The sequence below is a fragment of the Methylomicrobium lacus LW14 genome, from assembly GCF_000527095.1.
GTDB classification, from domain to species: Bacteria; Pseudomonadota; Gammaproteobacteria; order Methylococcales; family Methylomonadaceae; genus Methylomicrobium; species Methylomicrobium lacus.
In genome coordinates this window covers 2,412,406-2,430,592 of record NZ_AZUN01000001.1, presented here as the reverse complement: position 1 = coordinate 2,430,592, position 18,187 = coordinate 2,412,406, and the positions used below count along the sequence as shown (strand labels likewise).

At 56.9% G+C, this 18,187-nt stretch carries 17 protein-coding genes; 16 read left to right on the top strand and 1 reads right to left on the bottom strand.

The genetic code is table 11. From position 1 onward, the window contains the following. Positions 1-103: 103 nt before the first annotated feature. The 3 genes from guaB (at position 104) to tadA (ending at position 3,714) form a co-directional block, all read left to right on the top strand. The gene (gene guaB / locus METLA_RS0111000) at positions 104-1,570 is read left to right on the top strand and encodes an IMP dehydrogenase (protein ID WP_024298605.1); all 1,467 of its coding nucleotides are present in this window, start codon (positions 104-106) and stop codon (positions 1,568-1,570) included. Positions 1,571-1,675: 105 nt separating this feature from the next. Further along, positions 1,676-3,262, top strand: a complete 1,587-nt coding sequence (gene guaA, locus METLA_RS0110995; RefSeq protein WP_024298604.1) for a glutamine-hydrolyzing GMP synthase — start codon at positions 1,676-1,678, stop codon at positions 3,260-3,262. After that, a complete protein-coding gene (gene tadA, locus METLA_RS0110990) occupies positions 3,253-3,714 on the top strand; it encodes a tRNA adenosine(34) deaminase TadA (RefSeq protein ID WP_024298603.1) in 462 nt (153 codons plus the stop codon). The genes guaA and tadA overlap by 10 nt, the downstream gene beginning before the upstream one ends. A gap of 105 nt (positions 3,715-3,819) precedes the next feature. On the opposite strand, the gene pgi is transcribed toward tadA, so the two are convergent. After that, complete coding sequence (gene pgi / locus METLA_RS0110980) at positions 3,820-5,457, bottom strand: glucose-6-phosphate isomerase (protein ID WP_024298602.1); 1,638 nt, start codon at positions 5,455-5,457, stop codon at positions 3,820-3,822. 271 nt (positions 5,458-5,728) lie between these two features. Here pgi and METLA_RS0110975 point away from each other — a divergent pair, with 271 nt between their 5' ends. The 13 genes from METLA_RS0110975 to rfaD all read left to right on the top strand — a co-directional run bounded on the left by METLA_RS0110975 (position 5,729) and on the right by rfaD (position 18,072). Further along, positions 5,729-6,319 carry a hypothetical protein gene (locus METLA_RS0110975; protein ID WP_024298601.1) on the top strand — a complete coding sequence of 197 codons (591 nt, stop codon included), beginning with the start codon at positions 5,729-5,731 and terminating at the stop codon, positions 6,317-6,319. Positions 6,320-6,417: 98 nt separating this feature from the next. Further along, on the top strand, positions 6,418-7,317 hold the full coding sequence (locus METLA_RS0110970; protein WP_024298600.1) for a cupredoxin domain-containing protein: 900 nt from the start codon (positions 6,418-6,420) through the stop codon (positions 7,315-7,317). 69 nt (positions 7,318-7,386) lie between these two features. Continuing rightward, positions 7,387-7,812 carry a YqaA family protein gene (locus tag METLA_RS0110965; RefSeq protein ID WP_024298599.1) on the top strand — a complete coding sequence of 142 codons (426 nt, stop codon included), beginning with the start codon at positions 7,387-7,389 and terminating at the stop codon, positions 7,810-7,812. A 19-nt stretch (positions 7,813-7,831) separates the two neighbouring features. Then, on the top strand, positions 7,832-8,614 hold the full coding sequence (locus METLA_RS0110960) for a hypothetical protein (protein WP_024298598.1): 783 nt from the start codon (positions 7,832-7,834) through the stop codon (positions 8,612-8,614). 25 nt (positions 8,615-8,639) lie between these two features. After that, complete coding sequence (gene rfaQ / locus METLA_RS0110955; protein ID WP_029646602.1) at positions 8,640-9,728, top strand: putative lipopolysaccharide heptosyltransferase III; 1,089 nt, start codon at positions 8,640-8,642, stop codon at positions 9,726-9,728. Positions 9,729-9,785: 57 nt separating this feature from the next. Further along, positions 9,786-10,517: a glycosyltransferase family 25 protein gene (locus METLA_RS0110950; protein WP_024298596.1), complete on the top strand. Its 732-nt coding sequence runs from the start codon at positions 9,786-9,788 to the stop codon at positions 10,515-10,517. Between the two features lie 11 nt (positions 10,518-10,528). Next, positions 10,529-11,749 (top strand): O-antigen ligase family protein, encoded by a 1,221-nt coding sequence (locus METLA_RS0110945; protein ID WP_024298595.1) that lies wholly within the window; start codon positions 10,529-10,531, stop codon positions 11,747-11,749. Continuing rightward, positions 11,742-12,494 (top strand): glycosyltransferase family 2 protein, encoded by a 753-nt coding sequence (locus METLA_RS0110940; RefSeq protein WP_024298594.1) that lies wholly within the window; start codon positions 11,742-11,744, stop codon positions 12,492-12,494. The genes METLA_RS0110945 and METLA_RS0110940 overlap by 8 nt, the downstream gene beginning before the upstream one ends. Beyond that, positions 12,491-13,324 carry a glycosyltransferase family 2 protein gene (locus METLA_RS0110935; RefSeq protein ID WP_024298593.1) on the top strand — a complete coding sequence of 278 codons (834 nt, stop codon included), beginning with the start codon at positions 12,491-12,493 and terminating at the stop codon, positions 13,322-13,324. Before METLA_RS0110940 ends, METLA_RS0110935 begins: the two co-directional genes overlap by 4 nt. Before the next feature lie 3 nt (positions 13,325-13,327). Beyond that, on the top strand, positions 13,328-15,097 hold the full coding sequence (gene msbA, locus METLA_RS0110930; protein WP_024298592.1) for a lipid A export permease/ATP-binding protein MsbA: 1,770 nt from the start codon (positions 13,328-13,330) through the stop codon (positions 15,095-15,097). Positions 15,098-15,132: 35 nt separating this feature from the next. Continuing rightward, positions 15,133-15,708: a D-sedoheptulose-7-phosphate isomerase gene (locus METLA_RS0110925; protein ID WP_024298591.1), complete on the top strand. Its 576-nt coding sequence runs from the start codon at positions 15,133-15,135 to the stop codon at positions 15,706-15,708. After that, positions 15,689-17,113, top strand: a complete 1,425-nt coding sequence (gene hldE / locus METLA_RS0110920; RefSeq protein WP_024298590.1) for a bifunctional D-glycero-beta-D-manno-heptose-7-phosphate kinase/D-glycero-beta-D-manno-heptose 1-phosphate adenylyltransferase HldE — start codon at positions 15,689-15,691, stop codon at positions 17,111-17,113. Before METLA_RS0110925 ends, hldE begins: the two co-directional genes overlap by 20 nt. Further along, positions 17,110-18,072: an ADP-glyceromanno-heptose 6-epimerase gene (gene rfaD / locus METLA_RS0110915; protein WP_024298589.1), complete on the top strand. Its 963-nt coding sequence runs from the start codon at positions 17,110-17,112 to the stop codon at positions 18,070-18,072. The genes hldE and rfaD overlap by 4 nt, the downstream gene beginning before the upstream one ends. Positions 18,073-18,187 lie beyond the last annotated feature (115 nt).

Genomic DNA, 18,187 nt, shown 5'->3' with positions numbered 1-18,187 from the left:
GCAGGCCGGTAGAGTGCGCACAATCAAGCGCAAAAAGCCGCTATAAAAAATGCGTTAGTTATGATAAAGTATACGGTTATTTAATTGCTTTTAGGTCCGGTTTATGCATATAGTTCAAGAAGCGCTCACATTTGATGACGTGTTATTGGTGCCTGCGCACTCGACCGTTTTGCCGCGTGAAGTCGAATTGAAGACGCGGCTGACGCGCGACATTACGTTGAACATTCCGCTGGTTTCCGCGGCGATGGATACGGTAACCGAGGCCCGGCTGGCGATTGCGATGGCGCAGGAAGGCGGCATCGGCATCATTCATAAGAATATGACCGCCGAGCAGCAGGCGCGCGAAGTGAGCAGCGTCAAAAAATACGAAAGCGGCGTGATCAAGGACCCGATCACGGTAACGCCGGAGACCAGCATTCGCGATGTGATCCGCTTGACCCGCGCGAAAAATATTTCCGGGGTGCCGGTCGTGGACGGCGATGAACTGGTCGGTATCGTGACCAGCCGCGATATGCGCTTCGAAACCCGCTATGATGAGCCGGTCACCAAAATCATGACGCCGAAGGATCGCCTGGTCACGGTCAGCGAGAATGCCGACCGCAAGGAAGCGATCGCGTTATTGCATAAGCACCGGATCGAAAAAGTGTTGGTCGTGAATGATGCGTTTCATTTGCGCGGCATGATCACGGTCAAGGACATTCAAAAAGCGAAAGACTACCCGCAGGCCTGCAAGGACGAGTTGGAAAGATTGCGCGTCGGCGCGGCGGTCGGCACCGGACACGGCACCGAAGAGCGCGTCGAGGCATTGGTCGCGGCCGGCGTCGATGTGATCGTGGTCGATACCGCGCACGGCCATTCGCAGGGCGTATTGGACCGGGTGCGCTGGGTCAAGCAGCATTATCCGAACGTGCAGGTGATCGGCGGCAATATCGCGACCGCAGAAGCGGCACTGGCGCTGGTCGAAGCCGGCGCGGACGGCGTCAAGGTCGGCATCGGTCCGGGCTCGATCTGCACCACCCGCATCGTCGCCGGCGTCGGCGTGCCGCAGATCACCGCGATCAGCAATGTCGCACTGGCGCTGAAAGGCACCGGTGTGCCGTTGATCGGCGACGGCGGCATCCGCTATTCCGGCGATGTCGCGAAAGCCTTGGCGGCGGGCGCCTATGCGGTGATGCTCGGCGGCCTGTTCGCCGGCACCGAGGAAGCGCCGGGCGAGACCGAATTGTTTCAGGGGCGTTCGTATAAATCCTACCGGGGCATGGGGTCACTCGGCGCGATGGCGCAGACGCAGGGTTCCAGCGACCGTTATTTCCAGGAAGAAACCGATTCGGCCGAAAAACTGGTGCCGGAAGGCATCGAAGGCCGAGTGCCGTACAAAGGCAGCCTGATTGCGGTGATCCATCAGTTGCTCGGCGGCATCCGCGCCAGCATGGGTTACACCGGCAGCCAGACGATCTCTATCATGCACGATAGGGCGCAGTTTGTGCGCGTAACCAGCGCCGGCATGCGCGAAAGCCATGTGCACGACGTGACGATCACGAAGGAAGCGCCGAATTACCGGCTGGATTGAGATAGCTTCATGTAGGGCGGATCAGCTTCGCGCATCCGCCTTGGGACAAAGGGCTCTTTATCGAGCCCTTTGTTTTTTTATAGACCTGGTCAACGAGTTTTAGACATGCAACATACGCACGCGAACATCCATACCGACAAAATCCTGATCCTGGATTTCGGCTCGCAATACACCCAACTGATCGCGCGCCGGATTCGCGAAATCGGCGTGTATTCGGAAATTTTTTCCTGCGAATGCAGCGCCGACGAGATCAAGCAATTCGCGCCGAACGGCATCATTTTGTCCGGCGGCCCCGAAACGGTGACCAGCGGCGGCACGCCGCGGGCGCCGCAGTCTGTGTTCGAGGCCGGCGTGCCGGTGCTGGGCATCTGCTACGGCTTGCAGACGATGACCGAACAGCTCGGCGGCACGGTCGAATCGTCCAGCCACCGCGAATTCGGCTATGCGCAAATCCGGGCGCGCGGGCATTCTAAATTGCTGGCCGATATCGAGGATCATGTGTCACAGGAAGGCTATGGCCTCTTGGATGTCTGGATGAGCCACGGCGACCGGGTCACTGAGTTGCCTGAAGGCTTCAAGCTGATCGCAAGTTCGGAAGGCGCGCCGATTGCGGGCATCGCGAACGAAGAAAAAAACTTTTACGGCTTGCAGTTTCATCCCGAGGTCACGCACACGAAGCAGGGCGGCCGGATACTCGCACGCTTCGTGCTGGAGATTTGCGGCTGCGAGGCGCTGTGGACCGCGGACAATATCATCGAGGACAGCATTGAATCGGTGCGCGCGAAGGTCGGCAGCGATCAGGTGATTCTGGGGCTGTCCGGCGGCGTCGATTCGTCTGTGGTCGCGGCGCTCTTGCACAAGGCGATCGGCGATCAGCTGACCTGCGTATTCGTCGATACCGGCCTGTTGCGTCTGCATGAAGGCGACCAGGTGATGGCGATGTTCGCCGAGCACATGGGCATCAAGGTGATCCGGGTCGATGCGGAGCCGCGCTACCTGGCCGCATTAAGCGGTGAGGCCGATCCCGAACGGAAGCGCAAGATCATCGGCAATTTGTTCGTCGAAATCTTCGACGAGGAAGCCGGCAAGTTGACCGACGCGAAATGGCTGGCGCAGGGCACCATTTACCCTGACGTGATCGAATCGGCCGGTGCGAAAAGCGGCAAGGCGCACCTGATCAAGTCGCATCACAATGTCGGCGGCCTGCCCGAAAACATGAAATTGAAACTGGTCGAGCCGCTGCGCGAACTGTTCAAGGATGAAGTCAGAAAGCTGGGTCTGGAGCTGGGCCTGCCGGCCGACATGATCCACCGGCATCCGTTTCCGGGGCCGGGCCTGGGCGTGCGCATCCTGGGCGAGGTCAAGAAGGACTACGCCGATCTGCTCCGCAGGGCCGATGCGATTTTCATCGAGGAACTGTACCGCCACGACTTATACCAACAAGTCAGCCAGGCCTTCGCGGTGTTCCTGCCGGTCAAGTCGGTCGGCGTGATGGGCGACGGCCGCCGCTACGATTACGTGGTCGCGCTGCGGGCGGTCGAGACGATCGATTTCATGACCGCGCGCTGGGCGCATCTGCCTTACGATTTTCTCGACCTGGTGTCGCGGCGGATCATCAACGAAGTGCCGGGCATCTCGCGGGTCACTTACGACATTTCCGGCAAGCCGCCCGCGACGATTGAATGGGAGTAAGCGAAACCGACGATGCCGCCTGGATGCGCCATGCCTTCAGGCTCGCCGAGCGGGCCGAGGCGCTCGGCGAGGTGCCGGTCGGCGCGGTCGTGGTCAGGGATGATCGCTGCTTGGCCGAGGGCTGGAATAGCCCGATCGGGATGAACGATCCGACCGCGCATGCGGAAATCATCGCGCTGCGCGCGGCGGGCAGCGCGGTGGGCAATTACCGCCTGATCGATGCGACCTTGTATGTGACGCTGGAGCCCTGCGTGATGTGCATGGGGGCGATCAGCCATGCGCGGGTCAAAAGGTTGGTATTCGGCGCTTTCGATCCGAAGCGTGGGGCGGTCTGCCATGCCTTGAACCTTACCGATGCGCCGTTTTTGAATCATCGCGTGGATTGGCAGGGCGGTGTGTTGGAAGCTGAATGCTCGGGGCTATTAAAAAACTTTTTTAAGTCCCGGCGCTGACTTAGGTTTGCAGAAAAGCATCGCGTAGCATCAATGGAGCGCCGCGGAATCGAGGATTCAAAATTTCGGTCCCTGCGGCATCATCGAAGCGACTTTCGTTCGGCATCAAGCTTCCCGATAGTGTTTATATGCATTGATCAGCGCATTCGTCGAGCAGTCATGGCTGACGACGGTATCGTTGCTCTTCAGCTCCGGTAAAATCACCCTCGCGAGCACCTTGCCCAGTTCGACGCCCATCTGGTCAAACGAATTGATATGCCAGATCACGCCCTGGGTGAAAATCTTATGCTCGTAAAACGCGATCAGCGAGCCCAAGGTTCTGGGTGTCATCTTTTTGAACAGGAAGGAATTGGACGGTTTGTTGCCGTCAAACACTTTCGACGCGACCAGGACCGGGTCGGCGAGGTCTTCAGGCGACAATCTGGCCCTCACTTCGTCCTCGGTCAGGCCGTTCATCAAGGCTTCGGGCTGGGCGAGAAAATTCGAGATCAGGATGTCGTGGTGCTCGGGCAAGTCGTAATGGCTGTTCGCGGCCGCCATGAAGTCGCACGGGATCAGCTTGGTGCCTTGGTGAATCAATTGGAAGAAGGCGTGCTGGCCGTTGGTGCCGGGCTGTCCCCAAATGATCGGGCCGGTGCTGTAATCGACCCGGTTGCCGTCCCTATCGACGCTCTTGCCGTTGCTTTCCATGTCGCCTTGCTGCATGTAATCGGAAAAAAAGCGCATCGACTGGTCGTAAGGAATCACCGCATGCGAGTCGGCGTCGAAGAAATTGTTGTACCAGACGCCAAGCAGCGCCATGATGACCGGAATGTTCTTGTCGAATGGCGTATGGCGGAAGTGCAGGTCGGCCTCATGCGCGCCTTGCAGTAATTCCTCGAAATGGTCCATGCCGATTTGCAGCGCGATCGACAAGCCGACCGAAGACCACAGCGAATAGCGTCCGCCGACCCAGTCCCAGAATTCGAACATGTTGTCGGGATCGATGCCGAATTTGGCGACATTCTCCGCATGCGTCGAGATCGCGACGAAATGTTTCGCGATCGCCTCTTCGGATTTGAGCCGGTCAAGAAACCAGTTTTTCGCCGATCTGGCGTTCATCATGGTTTCCTGGGTGTTGAATACCTTCGAGGCTACCACGAACAAGGTCGTCTCGGCATTCAACGGTTTCAGCACTTCGACCAGATCGGTCTGGTCGACATTCGATACATAATGGACTTTGAGATTGTCCGAGCCGTACGGATTCAGCGCCGCCGAAACCATCTTCGGTCCGAGGCCGGAACCGCCGATGCCGATGCTGACGATGTCGGTGATCGCCTTGCCGGTATAGCCCTTCCAGGCGCCGGACCTGACCTGATCGCAAAAGACGCGCATCTTGGCCAAGGCCCGATTCACATCCGGCATCACATCCTTGCCGGCAAAATAAACCGGATCATTGCTGCGATTGCGCAGAGCGGTATGCAAAACCGCGCGGCGCTCGGTCGTGTTGATCATTTCGCCGCTGAACATCGCCTCGATTTTTTGCTTGAGGCCTTGGCTTTCCGCCAACTCGACGAGCAATGAGACGGTTTCTTCGTTGATGCGGTTTTTGGAGTAATCGAAAATGATGTCGTTGAGCTGGAGAGAGAACTTTTTAAAACGCTCCGGGTCTCTCCTGAAAGCATCCCGCATCGAATCGTTTTGAATGTGCTGAAAGTGGGTTTTGAGTGCGGTCCAGGCTTTAGAATTAGTCAATAACGACATTTTTTAGGGACTCCAGTTTGAATAATCCGAATAATGTGGCGTAAGTCTACGGAAATGAGGGTTCCATGGCAATAGAACATTGGCAGGTCATGGCGTTTGGCTTTGTTACGTTCGCGCGTGATCATCATTGCCTTGAATTTAAGGGTTTTGATGTGCTAGAGTGGGCCGCTGGCAATTGGCTTTATTCGAAATAGGGTTATTTTGAGGAGTTCAAGCGCTGAATAGAGCTTGTTGTTTAAATTATAATAATCTATCAAAACTGGAAGGCATTATGAACAGAGCACATTTTTTTGCAAAGGGTTTTCTAGGGCTTTCGGCTTTGCTGTTGTCGGCTGCGGTCTGGGCGCACGGCGGCGCGGCGGGCACCGATACCGACCAATGTAAATTCGAACTGGAACCCAGCCATTGGATTCATTACACCGCTTATCAGCCTAAATCCTATCCGGCCGAGGAGTTCTGCGGCAAGCTGCCAGGTACAAATACCCCGACCCAATTGGTTTTCGACTATCAGGACATGAGATACCGGAAAATGTCGATTGAGTTCGAAGTGACCAAGGAGCCGGAAGGCACCCGCGTCTTCTTTTTACCCAGCAAAAAGCATTCATCCGGCACCGTCAATCTGGAATTGCCGAACGGCGTGCCGGATGCGGGCAAATATTTGATTCACATCACGCTGGTGCCTGATCAAGGCGAGCGTCTGGATGCGCACATGAGCTTCACCGCCGGCACCGGCGCCAAGACAAGCACATCCAATTTTGTGTTGTATGTCCTGTTTGTATTGGGCGGCCTTTACGTGCTGTATCTATCGAGCGCGCCAGTCAGAAATACGGTTAATTCGTTGATCGGCAAGAAGAAATCCTAGTTTTTGGGGCCCATAAGGGCTCGGTTTTATTCGCGTTAACGTTCCCGTGCGCGCGGGCGTTAACGCGGAATCGTCGAAAAGTCATTTGAGGTAAGGTAATGGTGAAATTATTGTTGGCCGGAGCGCTGATTTTGGGGGCTGCTGCGCCGCTCGCGGCACAGGAATATGAAGACCATAACAAGATGCTGATGGATCACGGCGCCGGCCACTTGATGGACATGGGCGGCGGCATGGTGATGGGGCAAAATACCGAAACGCTGCCGGGCGGTTGCGACAAGATTTCCGAAACGAAGGAAATCACCGTGCACGCGGGCCATAAATATGCCGAGAAATTTCCGGGCAGAATGTTTGCGTTCGATACCCAGGAATATCAGTTCAAGCCTTGCACCAAATTGACGGTTAATTTTATCAATGAAGATAACATCCGGCATCAATGGATGATGCACGGGCTACCGAAATATCTCTATCCTAAAGGGATGTTTCATCTGGAAGTCTCAGGTCCCGCCAAGATTTCCGGCACGTTGATTCTGCCTCCGGGCGACAGAACCTACCTGGTGCATTGCGACATCGCTCAGCACATGGAAAAAGGCATGAAGGGCCAGTTGAAAGTCGGCGCGGGCAGCGGCGATCTGCCGAGCATTCCCGGCGTCACGGCCTATGAAATTCAGGACGATTATCAAGACAGCGGCATTCCGGTGATTGCGAAACCGGCCGCCAAGGCGGCTGCCGCCCCGGCGGATGCTTCGGCGCCTGCGGGCTCTACTGCCGCGGCTCCACAGGAAGATTCTTTCGTTTCCGGCATTACCGTGATCGGGCTCGCGATCGGCTTTTTGTTGGCGCCGGCCTTGGCCCGCGCCTTCAAGGGCATGACCTTTTCGGAAGCGGTCACGCATGCGTTCGTGTTGCTGCGTCACTTGATCGGGTTTGTCTTGGGCGCTATCGCCAGACTGGTCAAGAAGATTACGTCGAATAAATCGAAGATGTTGCCGGGCGGTTAAGCCTTTGAGTTATCCCATAAAACCCCTGCTGCATTTGCGCACGCAGGGGTTTTTTATTATGAATTAAAAATGACAGAAGCCTGGTTAGAAATCGGCGGCCTGTTCGTCAGCGCCTTCGTGTCGTCCACGATCGCGCCGGGCGGCTCCGAAGCGGTGTTGGCCTACCTGATCGCGGAAGGTAGGCATCCGGCCCTGCAATTGGTCGGCGTCGCGACGCTCGGCAATACGCTCGGCGCGATGACGACCTGGGGACTCGGCATGCTGGCCGCGAAGCGTTACCCGGTCGCCGGGCTGCTGCCGGAGAAATCCCAAAAAGCGCTGACTCTAGTCCAAAAACGCGGCGTTTGGGCTTTGTTTTTCTCCTGGCTGCCGGTGATCGGCGATGCGCTGTGTTTCGCGGGCGGCTGGCTGAAATTGCCGCTGTTGTCCGGCGCCCTGATCATCTTGCTCGGCAAACTCGGCCGTTACGGCGCGATTGCCTGGGCATTCGATTAAACAATCCATCGAGGTACGTGTGTTACGCCATTTTCCGAAGGCAGGAGTTGCCTACAGCCATCGAAAACGCGATTATTTCATTGCCGGCTTTACCTTTTTTTGTGTCGCGATCTGTCTGCTCAGCGATGCGACGGCGGGCATCGAAAAACAGAATGCGCTGGGCGTTTGCGGCTGGGTATTTTTGATCGGCCTGCTGCTCGGCGAAAACAAGGAAATTCGGGTGCAGGTCGCGATCGCGGTCGCGTTCGCGACAATCGGCGAACACTTCGCCTCGCCGTTCATGGGCGGCTATACCTACCGCTATCATAACGTGCCCGCCTATGTGCCGCCCGGCCACGGCATGGTCTATCTGACCGCCGTCGCCTTGGCGCGTTCCGGCTTGTTCCAGACCTACGCGCGCGAAATCGCCGCTTTCGTGGTGCTGGTCTGCGGCGCCTGGTCGTTCTGGGGCATCAGCGGCCTCAGCGAACAGGGCGATTGGGTCGGCGCGCTGCTGTTTGTGGTGTTCCTGATTTATCTATTCAAAGGCCGCTCGCCGATGGTCTATCTGGCGGCGTTTTTTATCACCACCTGGCTCGAGCTGATCGGCACCGCGGTCGGCACCTGGAAATGGGCCTCGATCGATCCGGTTTTGCATTTGCCGCAAGGCAATCCGCCGAGCGGCGTCGCCGCCTGGTATTGTCTGGTCGATGCGGTCGCATTGGGCGGCGCGCCGCGCGTGTTGGCGTTTGCCAAAACGCTGGGCGGACGCTGGCGGGCGAGAGCGGATAAGCGTGCCTGGCAGGGCGCGAGCAGCGAATAGACCGATCGCAAAGCCAAGGAAGCCGATGGCTAACCGAATAGTGTTCAAACGTCCTCCTGCGAGGATTTTACTGATCGCCTTGCGCTATCTCGGCGACGCCTTGCTGACGACGCCGCTGCTGCATTCGCTCAAACAGGCCTATCCCGAGGCAAAGATCGACATGCTGATCTTCCGGAATACGGCCGGAATGTTCGAAGGCAATGCCGATATCGATCAGATCATTATGACGCCGAATCGCCCGACATTTAAGGAACTCCGCAGCCTGACCCAGCGCATATTCAGGCGCTACGATCTGGCCGTTGCGGTGCAGGCGGGCGATCGTCCGTTCCTGTACAGTCTGCTGGCCGCGCCGAAGCGTATCGCAGTCGTGCCGCCTAAAGGCGAGACCGGCTGGTGGAAGCGCTATTTTTTGCAAGGCCATGTCGAGCATGACAACGAAAATACGCATACCGTTTTACAAAACCTGAAACTGGCGGATTTGCTGGCGATTCCCCGCTGCTATGCGCTGGTTCCGCCCAGGAGCGAAGCGGCAGCACCAGAAGCTTGGATTGCCGAGGATCGCGCCTATGCGGTGCTGCATCCTTATCCGCAATGGACCTACAAACAGTGGCCGCTGGACGGCTGGGCGGACATCGGCCGCTATCTGGCGGAGGCTGGCTTGCAGCTGGTGTTGTCGGGAGGCCCTGCGGAGCAGGAAATCCGGTTCGTCGCCGAGCTGCAAAAGCGCCTGCCCGAAAATACGGTCAATCTGGCCGGGCAGCTGACATTGGCGCAATTGGCGCACGTCATCGCCGGCGCACGCTGTTTCATCGGTCCCGACACCGGCATCACCCATCTGGCGGCCGCGACGCGGGTTCCGGTCATTGCGCTGTTCGGGCCGACCAATCCGGTCAAATGGGCGCCCTGGCCTTGCGATTACCGGCAAGATCGCAATCCGTTCGAAAAAGTCGGCGACCAGCAGGTGAATAATGTGTCTCTGATCCAAGGCCAGGGCGACTGTGTGCCGTGCGATTTGGAAGGTTGTGACAGGCACAGGCAAAGCCGGAGCCGGTGTTTGGATAGTCTTCCTTCTGCAACCGTTAAACATAGAATCAGACAAGTGTTGGGCCGATAAAATGAACCAGGTTTCGGTCCGGGATACGTTCAGTCTGCCAATTGAGAGCCAAAAATAATGCGCACAGAAACTCCAAAGCAACTCGATCATGTCTATGTCCTTAACGTGAAGGCATTCACCGAACGCCGCGCATTCATGGAAAAGCAGCTTGCGGAAGCGGGCCTGCAAGCGGAGTTCATTTTTGATTGGGATGCCGATGAGTTGAGCGATGACATCGTCGACCGCTATTTCACGAAAGAGAACAACTTGTCTGCGGCGCAAAAATCCTGCGCTTTGAAGCATGTTGTGGCTTTGCAGAAAGTGGTCGAAAACGACAGTCCGTTTAATCTGATCCTGGAAGACGATGCGGTTTTCGCTAAAGATTTTCATGTGGGATTGGCGCGGGCATTGGCGCAAAGCGGGCAGTTTTCGGGCGAAAAAGTCATCTACATCGGTTCGGGCGGGAATTTTTTTACGCCGAAGAGTCAACGCAAACCGGGGCAATATCTTTATCTCGGCGCGCGCGGCCGTTTTACCGATTCCTTCATCATTGATTCGGCCACCGCACGTAAAAGGTTGGACTGGATCACGGCGCACAAGATCAGCGACCCCATCGATAATCAATTTGATAGAATCGACAGACAGCTAGGCATCCAAATCGTTTGGCTGGAGGACCCGGTGGTTGAGCAAGGCAGTAAAAATGGACTGTTTGACAGCGCCGTCGAGCCGGCGCCGCCGACGTGGCTGCAAAAAGTGTTGTTTAACTTCGAAAAGTTAAAGCGCAAATATATTTACCAATTATGGAGATAATTCAAAAAACCATGTTTTCTTACTCCGCTGTGGCCGAGAAATCTCTCCAAACCTGCCGCTATCTGGCGATCATCGCGGCGATTGCCGCGCCCATGTCGACCGCCGTGACCAGCGTGGCTTGCGTTGTGATGATTTTGACCTGGCTGATGTCCGGACAGATCTGGCAGGGCCTTAAACTTTCCGCCGCGCAGCCTGCCGGAAAAATGCTGTTGCTGTTTTTTGCCTGGCTGATTATCGGCAGTTTGTATGCGGATACGTCTTGGGCGGAAAAAATAACCACGCTCACGAGTTGGAAAAAATTAGTTTACACCTTCGTGCTATTGGGGATTTTTTATCAAACGTTATGGAAAAAGCGCTTTGTTGAATACTATTTGGCCGTGATGGCATTCGGCGCGGTGGTTGCGATTCCTTTGTGGTTACTGGATATTCCGATCAAGGGGCGGGGAGAAGCCGGCATCTTTATGACCAACCACTCTTCGCAAAGCATGGCCTTCGTGGTCGCCGCGTTATGTTGTATTTTCCTGCTCAAAGAAGCGCTTAGCATCCAAAAGAAGCGCATATTGCTGGGGATGTTGGCGTTATTTTTACTGAATGTTTTCTTTATCAGCCCTTCCCGGAGCGGCTATCTCGCTTTGCCTGTCGCGGCGGTTTTCGCGTTTATCAACCTGTACGGCTATAAGAAAATTCCGCACATACTGGGCGTTGCCACTCTTGCCCTTGCGCTGGTTCTATTGACTTCGAGCACCTTGCAACAGCGCATCCAGCTCGGCGTGGAAGAAATCACCCATTATCAAAGCAGTGAAAAAGTGACTTCGATGGGAGTCCGCGTCGTTTTTTATCAAAACGCCTGGGAATTGATAAAAAATAAACCGGTGCTCGGTTACGGAACCTCGTCTTTCAAGAATGTTTATAGCGCGCATGTCGCCCCCAAATATCAGGATTGGCGCGGCGAGCCCGCCACCGATCCGCATAATCAGTTTTTATTTGTCTGGGTGGAAAATGGCTTGGTCGGATTGCTGCTGTTTTTAGCGTATATCTTTACGGCGGTCAGACAGGGCGCGGCCCAGCAACCTTATGGAGCGATTGCGGCGAGCGTGTTAGTCGCGATTGCCGCCAGCAGCCTGTTTAATTCAAACTTCAAAACCTTTCCGGAAGGCAATTTATTGGCGTTTTTTGTCGGCTGTTTGCTGGCGCGACAGTCCACCCAGGAGGCGAAGACAGACCGTGCTTAGTGTGATTGTGATCACCAAAAACGAGGCCGCGCACATCGGGCGCTGTCTGGAATCGGTCGCCTGGGCCGACGAGATCATCGTGCTCGATTCCGGCAGCAGCGACGAGACGGTGGCGATTTGCCGCCGCTTTACCGACAAGGTTTTCGAAACCGATTGGCCGGGCTTCGGCATACAGAAGCAGCGCGCGCTCGACAAGGCGCAAGGCGATTGGGTCTTGTCGATCGATGCGGACGAGGTGGTCGGCCCTGAATTGCGGCAGGAAATCGAACAGGCTATCGCATCGGCACAGTTGAGCGGCTTCGAAATTCCGCGCCTGTCCGATTACTGCGGCAGAGCAATTCGCCATGGCGGCTGGTGGCCGGATTATGTGCTGAGGCTGTTCCGCCGTGAGTCGGGCCGCTTCACCGATGCGGTCGTGCATGAACGAGTCATCGTCGAAGGCGAGATCGGCCGCTTCAAATCGCCGATTCTGCACGAGGCCTTTGTCGATTTGGGGGAGGTCCTGCATAAGGTCAACGCTTATTCGACCCTGGGCGCGGAGATGCTGCAGCGAAAAGGCGTGCGTTCCTCGCTGAGCAAGGCGGTATTGAAAGCCTTGTGGACGTTTATCCGCACCTATTGCATCAAGGCGTCTATCCTGGACGGACGCCAAGGCTTCATGCTGGCCGTTTCGAATGCGGAAGGCGCTTATTATAAGTACCTGAAGCTTTGGGAACTGCAAAACCGCAACCTAGGGCCGAAATGAAGCGGATCAGCGTGATCGTGACCACCTATAACTGGCCGGAGGCGCTGAAACTCTGCCTGGACAGTTTATGCGCGCAGACCGACCGTGATTTTGAAATCCTCATCGCCGATGACGGCTCGCGTCCCGAGAATCTCGACAAAGCGCGGCGCTATTGCGCGGAGGCGCAGGTGCCTGTCGACTATGTTCATCATGAAGACAAAGGTTTCCGCGCCGGCACGATTCGAAACAAGGCCGCCGCGCTTAGCCGTGGGGATTATTTGCTTTTTGTCGACGGGGACTGCCTGATGCGGCCCGATTTTATTTCGAAGCATCGCCAGCTGGCGGAAGCCGGCCATTTCGTGCCCGGCAACCGGATCCTATTGAGCCAGGCTTTTACCGCCGAAGTATTAGACAAACCATTGCCGCTTTATTTGCGGAATTGGCCCTATTTCTGCCTGCTCAGGCTTCAGGATAAGATCAACCGGGTTCTCCCGCTGCTGCAATTGCCGCTCGGACCTTTGCGTCTTTTGCAGCCGCAGAAATGGGAAAAGGCGATGACCTGCAATCTGGCCGTCTGGAAAAGCGATTTTATCGCGGTGAATGGCTTTGACGAGCTGTTCGAGGGCTGGGGTTACGAAGATTCCGATCTGGTGATCCGGCTGATCCATGCCGGCATCCGGCGCAAGGAAGGCCGTTTTGCGGTGCCGGTTCTGCACCTGTGGCATCCGCATCACGACAAAAGCCGCCAGGACATCAACTATCAGCGTTTAATGGAACGACTGGCACGGCAGGAGTTTACGGTTGCCGAGCGCGGCGTCTCTCAATATTTGCCTTCCGTACCGGCGCGATAAAACATGAAAGCCAATAAAAAAACCCAAGAAAAAGCCGGCGCCCAAGTCTACAAGCGGCTATTGCGCTATGTGATCCCGCACCGGGGGCTGTTTCTGATCAGTATCCTGGGCTTCCTGCTGTATTCGGGGACGCAGACGCTGTTTGCGGCGCTGGTCAAACACATCATCGATACCCTGCAAACCGAAACGCGCGAAGGCATGTTTTATCTGCCGCTGCTGTTCAGCGGCTTGATCGTGTTCCACGGCATCGGTGCTTTTTTTGGCAATTACTTTCTCGCGAAAGTGTCGGCCAATGTCGTGCATGCGCTGCGCTGTCAGATTTTCAATAAATATACCGAACTGCCGACCAGTTACTTCGATTCGAACAACAGCGGCTACATGATCGCCAGAATCACGAACAATGTCGGCGAAGTCACCCGGGCGACCACCGATTCGGTGCGCACCTTCGTGCGCGAAGGGATGACCTCGATAGGTCTGGTCATTTATTTGTTTTACACGAACTGGCAGATGTCGCTGGTATTTGTCGCGATCACGCCGATCATTGCGGTGTCGGTCACCTATGTCAGCAAGCGGCTGCGCATGATCAGCAAGCGTATTCAGGAGTCGGTCGGCGACATGACCCATATCACCTCCGAATTGGTCGGCGGCCACCGGGTCGTGCGCAGCTATGGCGGCGAAGCCTACGAGAAACGACGTTTTCTCGAAAGCAGCCAGTATAACCGGCGGCAATCGTTGAAGCTCGCGACCACGATGGCGATCCATAATCCGTTGATGCAGTTAATCATCGCGATCGCGCTGTCAGGCATGATGTATCTGGCGCTGTTCTTCATGCAGAAGGCCAGTGTCGGCGAATTCGTCGGCTATCTGACCGCGGCTTTCTTGCTGCCGCGGCCGATCCGCCAACTCAGCGATGCGAACAGCGAAATCCAGAAAGGCATCGCGGCGGCCGAATCGCTGTTCGATATTCTGGACGAGAAAGGCGAGCCGGATCAGGGCGACTACGAAACGGGTCGCAGCCAGGGCGCTCTGGAATTCAAAAACCTGTCGTTCCGTTATGCGGGCGCCAACGATTGGGCGCTGAAGGATATTAGCGTCAGGATCGAGCCGGGCCAGACGGTCGCGCTGGTCGGCGCTTCCGGCGGCGGCAAGAGCACATTCGCGAATCTGATCTCGCGCTTCTATCCCCATGAACAGGGCGAGATTTTGCTCGACGGCATCGAGATCAACCGGTATAAGCTGGCCAATCTGCGCCGGCAGATCGCCCTGGTCACCCAGCAGGTGATCCTGTTCAATGATTCGATCGCGAACAATATCGCCTATGGCGCCATGGCCGGCAGCGAGCGGGAAAAAATCGAGGCCGCCGCGCGCGATGCGTATGCGCTGGAGTTCGTCGACAAGCTCGATCTGGGGCTCGATAGCGAAATCGGCGAGAACGGCGTCAAGCTGTCCGGCGGACAAAGGCAGCGTCTGGCGCTGGCCCGCGCGCTGTTGAAGGATGCGCCGATTCTGATTCTGGATGAGGCGACTTCGGCGCTCGATACCGAATCGGAGCGCTACATTCAGGCGGCGCTGCAAAAAGTGATGCGGGGCCGAACCACGCTGGTGATCGCGCACCGGTTATCGACGATCGAAAATGCTGATATGATTCTGGTCATGGAGCATGGCCGCATCGTCGAGCGCGGCTCGCATCGGGAATTGCTCGCGCGGAACGGCGCTTATGCGAGGCTGCACCAGTTGCAGTTTAAAGAACCCGCCGAAGACGATATTACCTGATTGACCTGTCTTAAAAGTATTGAGAGGACGTTATTTTGAAAACATTTATGGCCGAGCTTGAACAGCATCAGGCGATGATCGAAAAGCTCAGGACCCGCAGCGACGTGATCGAGTCGGCGGGTGAGCTCTTAGTCGATACGCTCAAGCAGGGCGGCAAAATCCTGTTGTGCGGCAACGGCGGCAGCGCGGCCGACTGCCAGCATATCGCGGCCGAGTTTGTAGTCCGCTATGAAAAGCACCGGCGGCCCTTGGCGGCGATCGCGTTGACGACCGATTCCTCGATTCTGACCGCGCATTCAAACGACTATCATTTCGACAGCGTCTATGCGCGCCAGGTCGAAGCGCTCGGCAACGAAAACGACTGCCTGATCGCGATTTCGACCTCGGGGTGCAGCAAAAACGTGCTGAACGCGGCCGAGGCGGCGATCGACAAAGGCATGGCGGTGATCGGCCTGACCGGCTGCGGCGGCGGCATGCTGGCCGGTATCGCGACGATGTCGGTGGTAGTGCCGGAACAGGTTACCGCGCGGATTCAGGAAGCGCACATTTTAATCGGGCACTGGTGGTGCGGTCTGGTCGAGGAGGCTTTTAGTGATCGCGACAACGCCTGATTTCAGCCGCGCCCGGATCATCGTCGTCGGCGACGTGATGCTGGACCGCTACTGGTCCGGCCAGGCCGCGCGCATCTCGCCGGAAGCCCCGGTGCCGGTCGTCAAGGTCAAAGGCAGCGAAGAACGCATCGGCGGCGCCGGCAACGTGGCGCTGAACATCGCCAAGCTCGGCGGCAAGGTGACCCTGCTCGCGGTGGTCGGCGATGACGCCGAAGGCCAGACGATCAAGCAACTGCTCGAAGCCGAGGGCGTCGTTTGCGATTTCGTGATCGCGGAAGGCGCGCGCAGCATCTGCAAATTGCGCATCATGGCTCAGCATCAGCAATTGCTTCGGCTCGATTTCGAAGATACGCCGATCGCTTTCGACCGCGAGGCGATGACGACCAAACTCAGAAAGCATCTGCCTGACCATCAGGCGGTCGTGTTTTCGGATTACGACAAAGGTACGCTGGCCGATGTGACGCACCATATCGCGACCGCGAAACAGGCCGGGCTGAAAGTGCTGGTCGATCCGAAGGGCGTCGATTACCTGCGCTACCGGCTTGCCGATGTGATCACGCCGAACCTGTCCGAATTTCTCGCGGTGGCCGGCGCTTGCGCGGGCGAGCGCGACATTCTCGACAAAGGCCAGGAGCTGTTGCAGCGCTGCATGATGCAAAGCCTGCTGTTGACCCGCGGCGAAGCCGGCATGACCTTGATTCAGGAAAGCGAAACGCATTCCCTGCCGGCGCAGGCGAAAGACGTGTTCGATGTGACCGGCGCCGGCGATACGGTGATCGCGGTGATGGCGCTCGGCGTGGCGCTCGATCTGCCGCTGCGCGAGGCGATGTGCCTGGCCAATCTGGCCGGCGGCATCGTGGTCGGCAAGCTCGGCACCTCGACCGTCTCGGTCGAGGAACTGAGCCGGGGGCTGCACGGCGACCGCGGCGCGCTGTACGGCATCGTTTCGGAAGACGAATTGATGCACATCGTCGCGCGCGCGAAAGCGCACAACGAGAAGGTCATCATGACCAACGGCTGCTTCGACCTCCTGCATGCGGGTCATGTGACCTATCTGGAGCAGGCGAAAGCGCTCGGCGACCGCCTGGTCGTGGCGGTCAACTCGGATGCGTCGGTCAAACAACTGAAAGGCGAGTCGCGCCCGATCAACGGCCTGAAGGAGCGGATGACGGTGCTGTCGGCGCTGGCCTGCGTCGATTGGGTCGTCGCCTTCGAGGAAGAAACGCCCGAGCGTCTTTACTGCCGCCTGCTGCCGGATGTGCTGGTCAAGGGCGGCGATTACATGCCCGATCAGGTCGCCGGCGGCGACTGCGTGATCAAGGCGGGCGGCGAAGTCAAAATTTTGCAGTTCGTCGACGGGCAATCGACGACATCGATGATCAACAAGGCGAGGGGAACAGCATGATCGTAGTCACGGGCGGCGCCGGCTTTATCGGCAGCAATCTGATCAAGGCATTGAACGAACGCGGCGAGCGCAATATCCTGCTGGTCGATAATCTGTTGAACGGCCGCAAGATGCACAATCTGGCCGATCTCGACATCGCCGATTATCTGGACAAGGACCAGTTTCTTCATAAACTCGACTCGCCGTGCTTCCTGAATCAGGTGCGGGGGGTCTTCCATCAGGGCGCCTGTTCCGCGACGACCGAATGGGACGGCCGTTTCGTGATGGAGAACAATTACGATTACTCGAAGCGCATCTTGCATTGGTGCATCGCAAAAAATACATCCTTCCTTTACGCCTCGTCCGCCTCGGTATACGGCAGCGGTGAGCACGGCTTTAGGGTCGAGCGCGCCTGCGAAAAGCCAATCAACATGTACGCCTATTCGAAGTTTCAGTTCGATCAGTATGTGCGGAAGATTTTGCCCGAGAGCCGGATTCCGATCGCCGGCTTCCGTTATTTCAACGTCTACGGGCCGCGCGAACAGCACAAGGGCGCGATGAGCAGCACCGCATTCCATTTCAACCGCCAGGTGAGCGAGCAGAAAAAAGCCCGCCTGTTCGAAGGGGTCGACGGCTACGCGAACGGCGAGCAGAAGCGCGATTTCGTCTATGTCGGCGACGTGGTCGACGTGAACCTCTGGTTTTTCGATCACCCGGAGCAACGCGGCATTTTCAACGTCGGCACCGGCAGGGCCGAGACCTTCAATCAGGTCGCCAGGGCGGTAATCGACTGGCACGGCGAGGGCGAGATCGAATACATCCCGTTCCCGGATCATTTGAAGGGCGCTTATCAGAGCTATACCCAGGCCGATATTTCAGGCCTTAGAGAGGCCGGTTATCAGAAAGAATTCCTGACCGTCAAGCAGGGGGTCGCGAAGTATTTGGATTGGCTGAATGGCACTGATCGTAGCGCAGATTGACGGTAGAACGCATCGCGTTCCAAAAATTAGGCACACTTGGCTCTGATATTGATAGGCAGCTTTCTACCCTTTTCCGCCAATATGCACTCATTTGCAAGAACAAGATAAGGGCAAA

Bases quoted from the DNA above. Each gene is read 5' to 3' on its own strand.
- rfaQ (WP_029646602.1), top strand. From the start codon at position 8,640: ATGGCTAACCGAATAGTGTTCAAACGTCCTCCTGCGAGGATTTTACTG.
- METLA_RS0110950 (WP_024298596.1), top strand. From the start codon at position 9,786: ATGCGCACAGAAACTCCAAAGCAACTCGATCATGTCTATGTCCTTAAC.
- METLA_RS0110935 (WP_024298593.1), top strand. From the start codon at position 12,491: ATGAAGCGGATCAGCGTGATCGTGACCACCTATAACTGGCCGGAGGCG.
- rfaD (WP_024298589.1), top strand. From the start codon at position 17,110: ATGATCGTAGTCACGGGCGGCGCCGGCTTTATCGGCAGCAATCTGATC.
- METLA_RS0110970 (WP_024298600.1), top strand. From the start codon at position 6,418: ATGGTGAAATTATTGTTGGCCGGAGCGCTGATTTTGGGGGCTGCTGCG.
- METLA_RS0110975 (WP_024298601.1), top strand. From the start codon at position 5,729: ATGAACAGAGCACATTTTTTTGCAAAGGGTTTTCTAGGGCTTTCGGCT.
- msbA (WP_024298592.1), top strand. From the start codon at position 13,328: ATGAAAGCCAATAAAAAAACCCAAGAAAAAGCCGGCGCCCAAGTCTAC.
- METLA_RS0110965 (WP_024298599.1), top strand. From the start codon at position 7,387: ATGACAGAAGCCTGGTTAGAAATCGGCGGCCTGTTCGTCAGCGCCTTC.
- guaA (WP_024298604.1), top strand. From the start codon at position 1,676: ATGCAACATACGCACGCGAACATCCATACCGACAAAATCCTGATCCTG.
- guaB (WP_024298605.1), top strand. From the start codon at position 104: ATGCATATAGTTCAAGAAGCGCTCACATTTGATGACGTGTTATTGGTG.
- tadA (WP_024298603.1), top strand. From the start codon at position 3,253: ATGGGAGTAAGCGAAACCGACGATGCCGCCTGGATGCGCCATGCCTTC.
- METLA_RS0110945 (WP_024298595.1), top strand. From the start codon at position 10,529: ATGTTTTCTTACTCCGCTGTGGCCGAGAAATCTCTCCAAACCTGCCGC.
- pgi (WP_024298602.1), bottom strand. From the start codon at position 5,457: ATGTCGTTATTGACTAATTCTAAAGCCTGGACCGCACTCAAAACCCAC.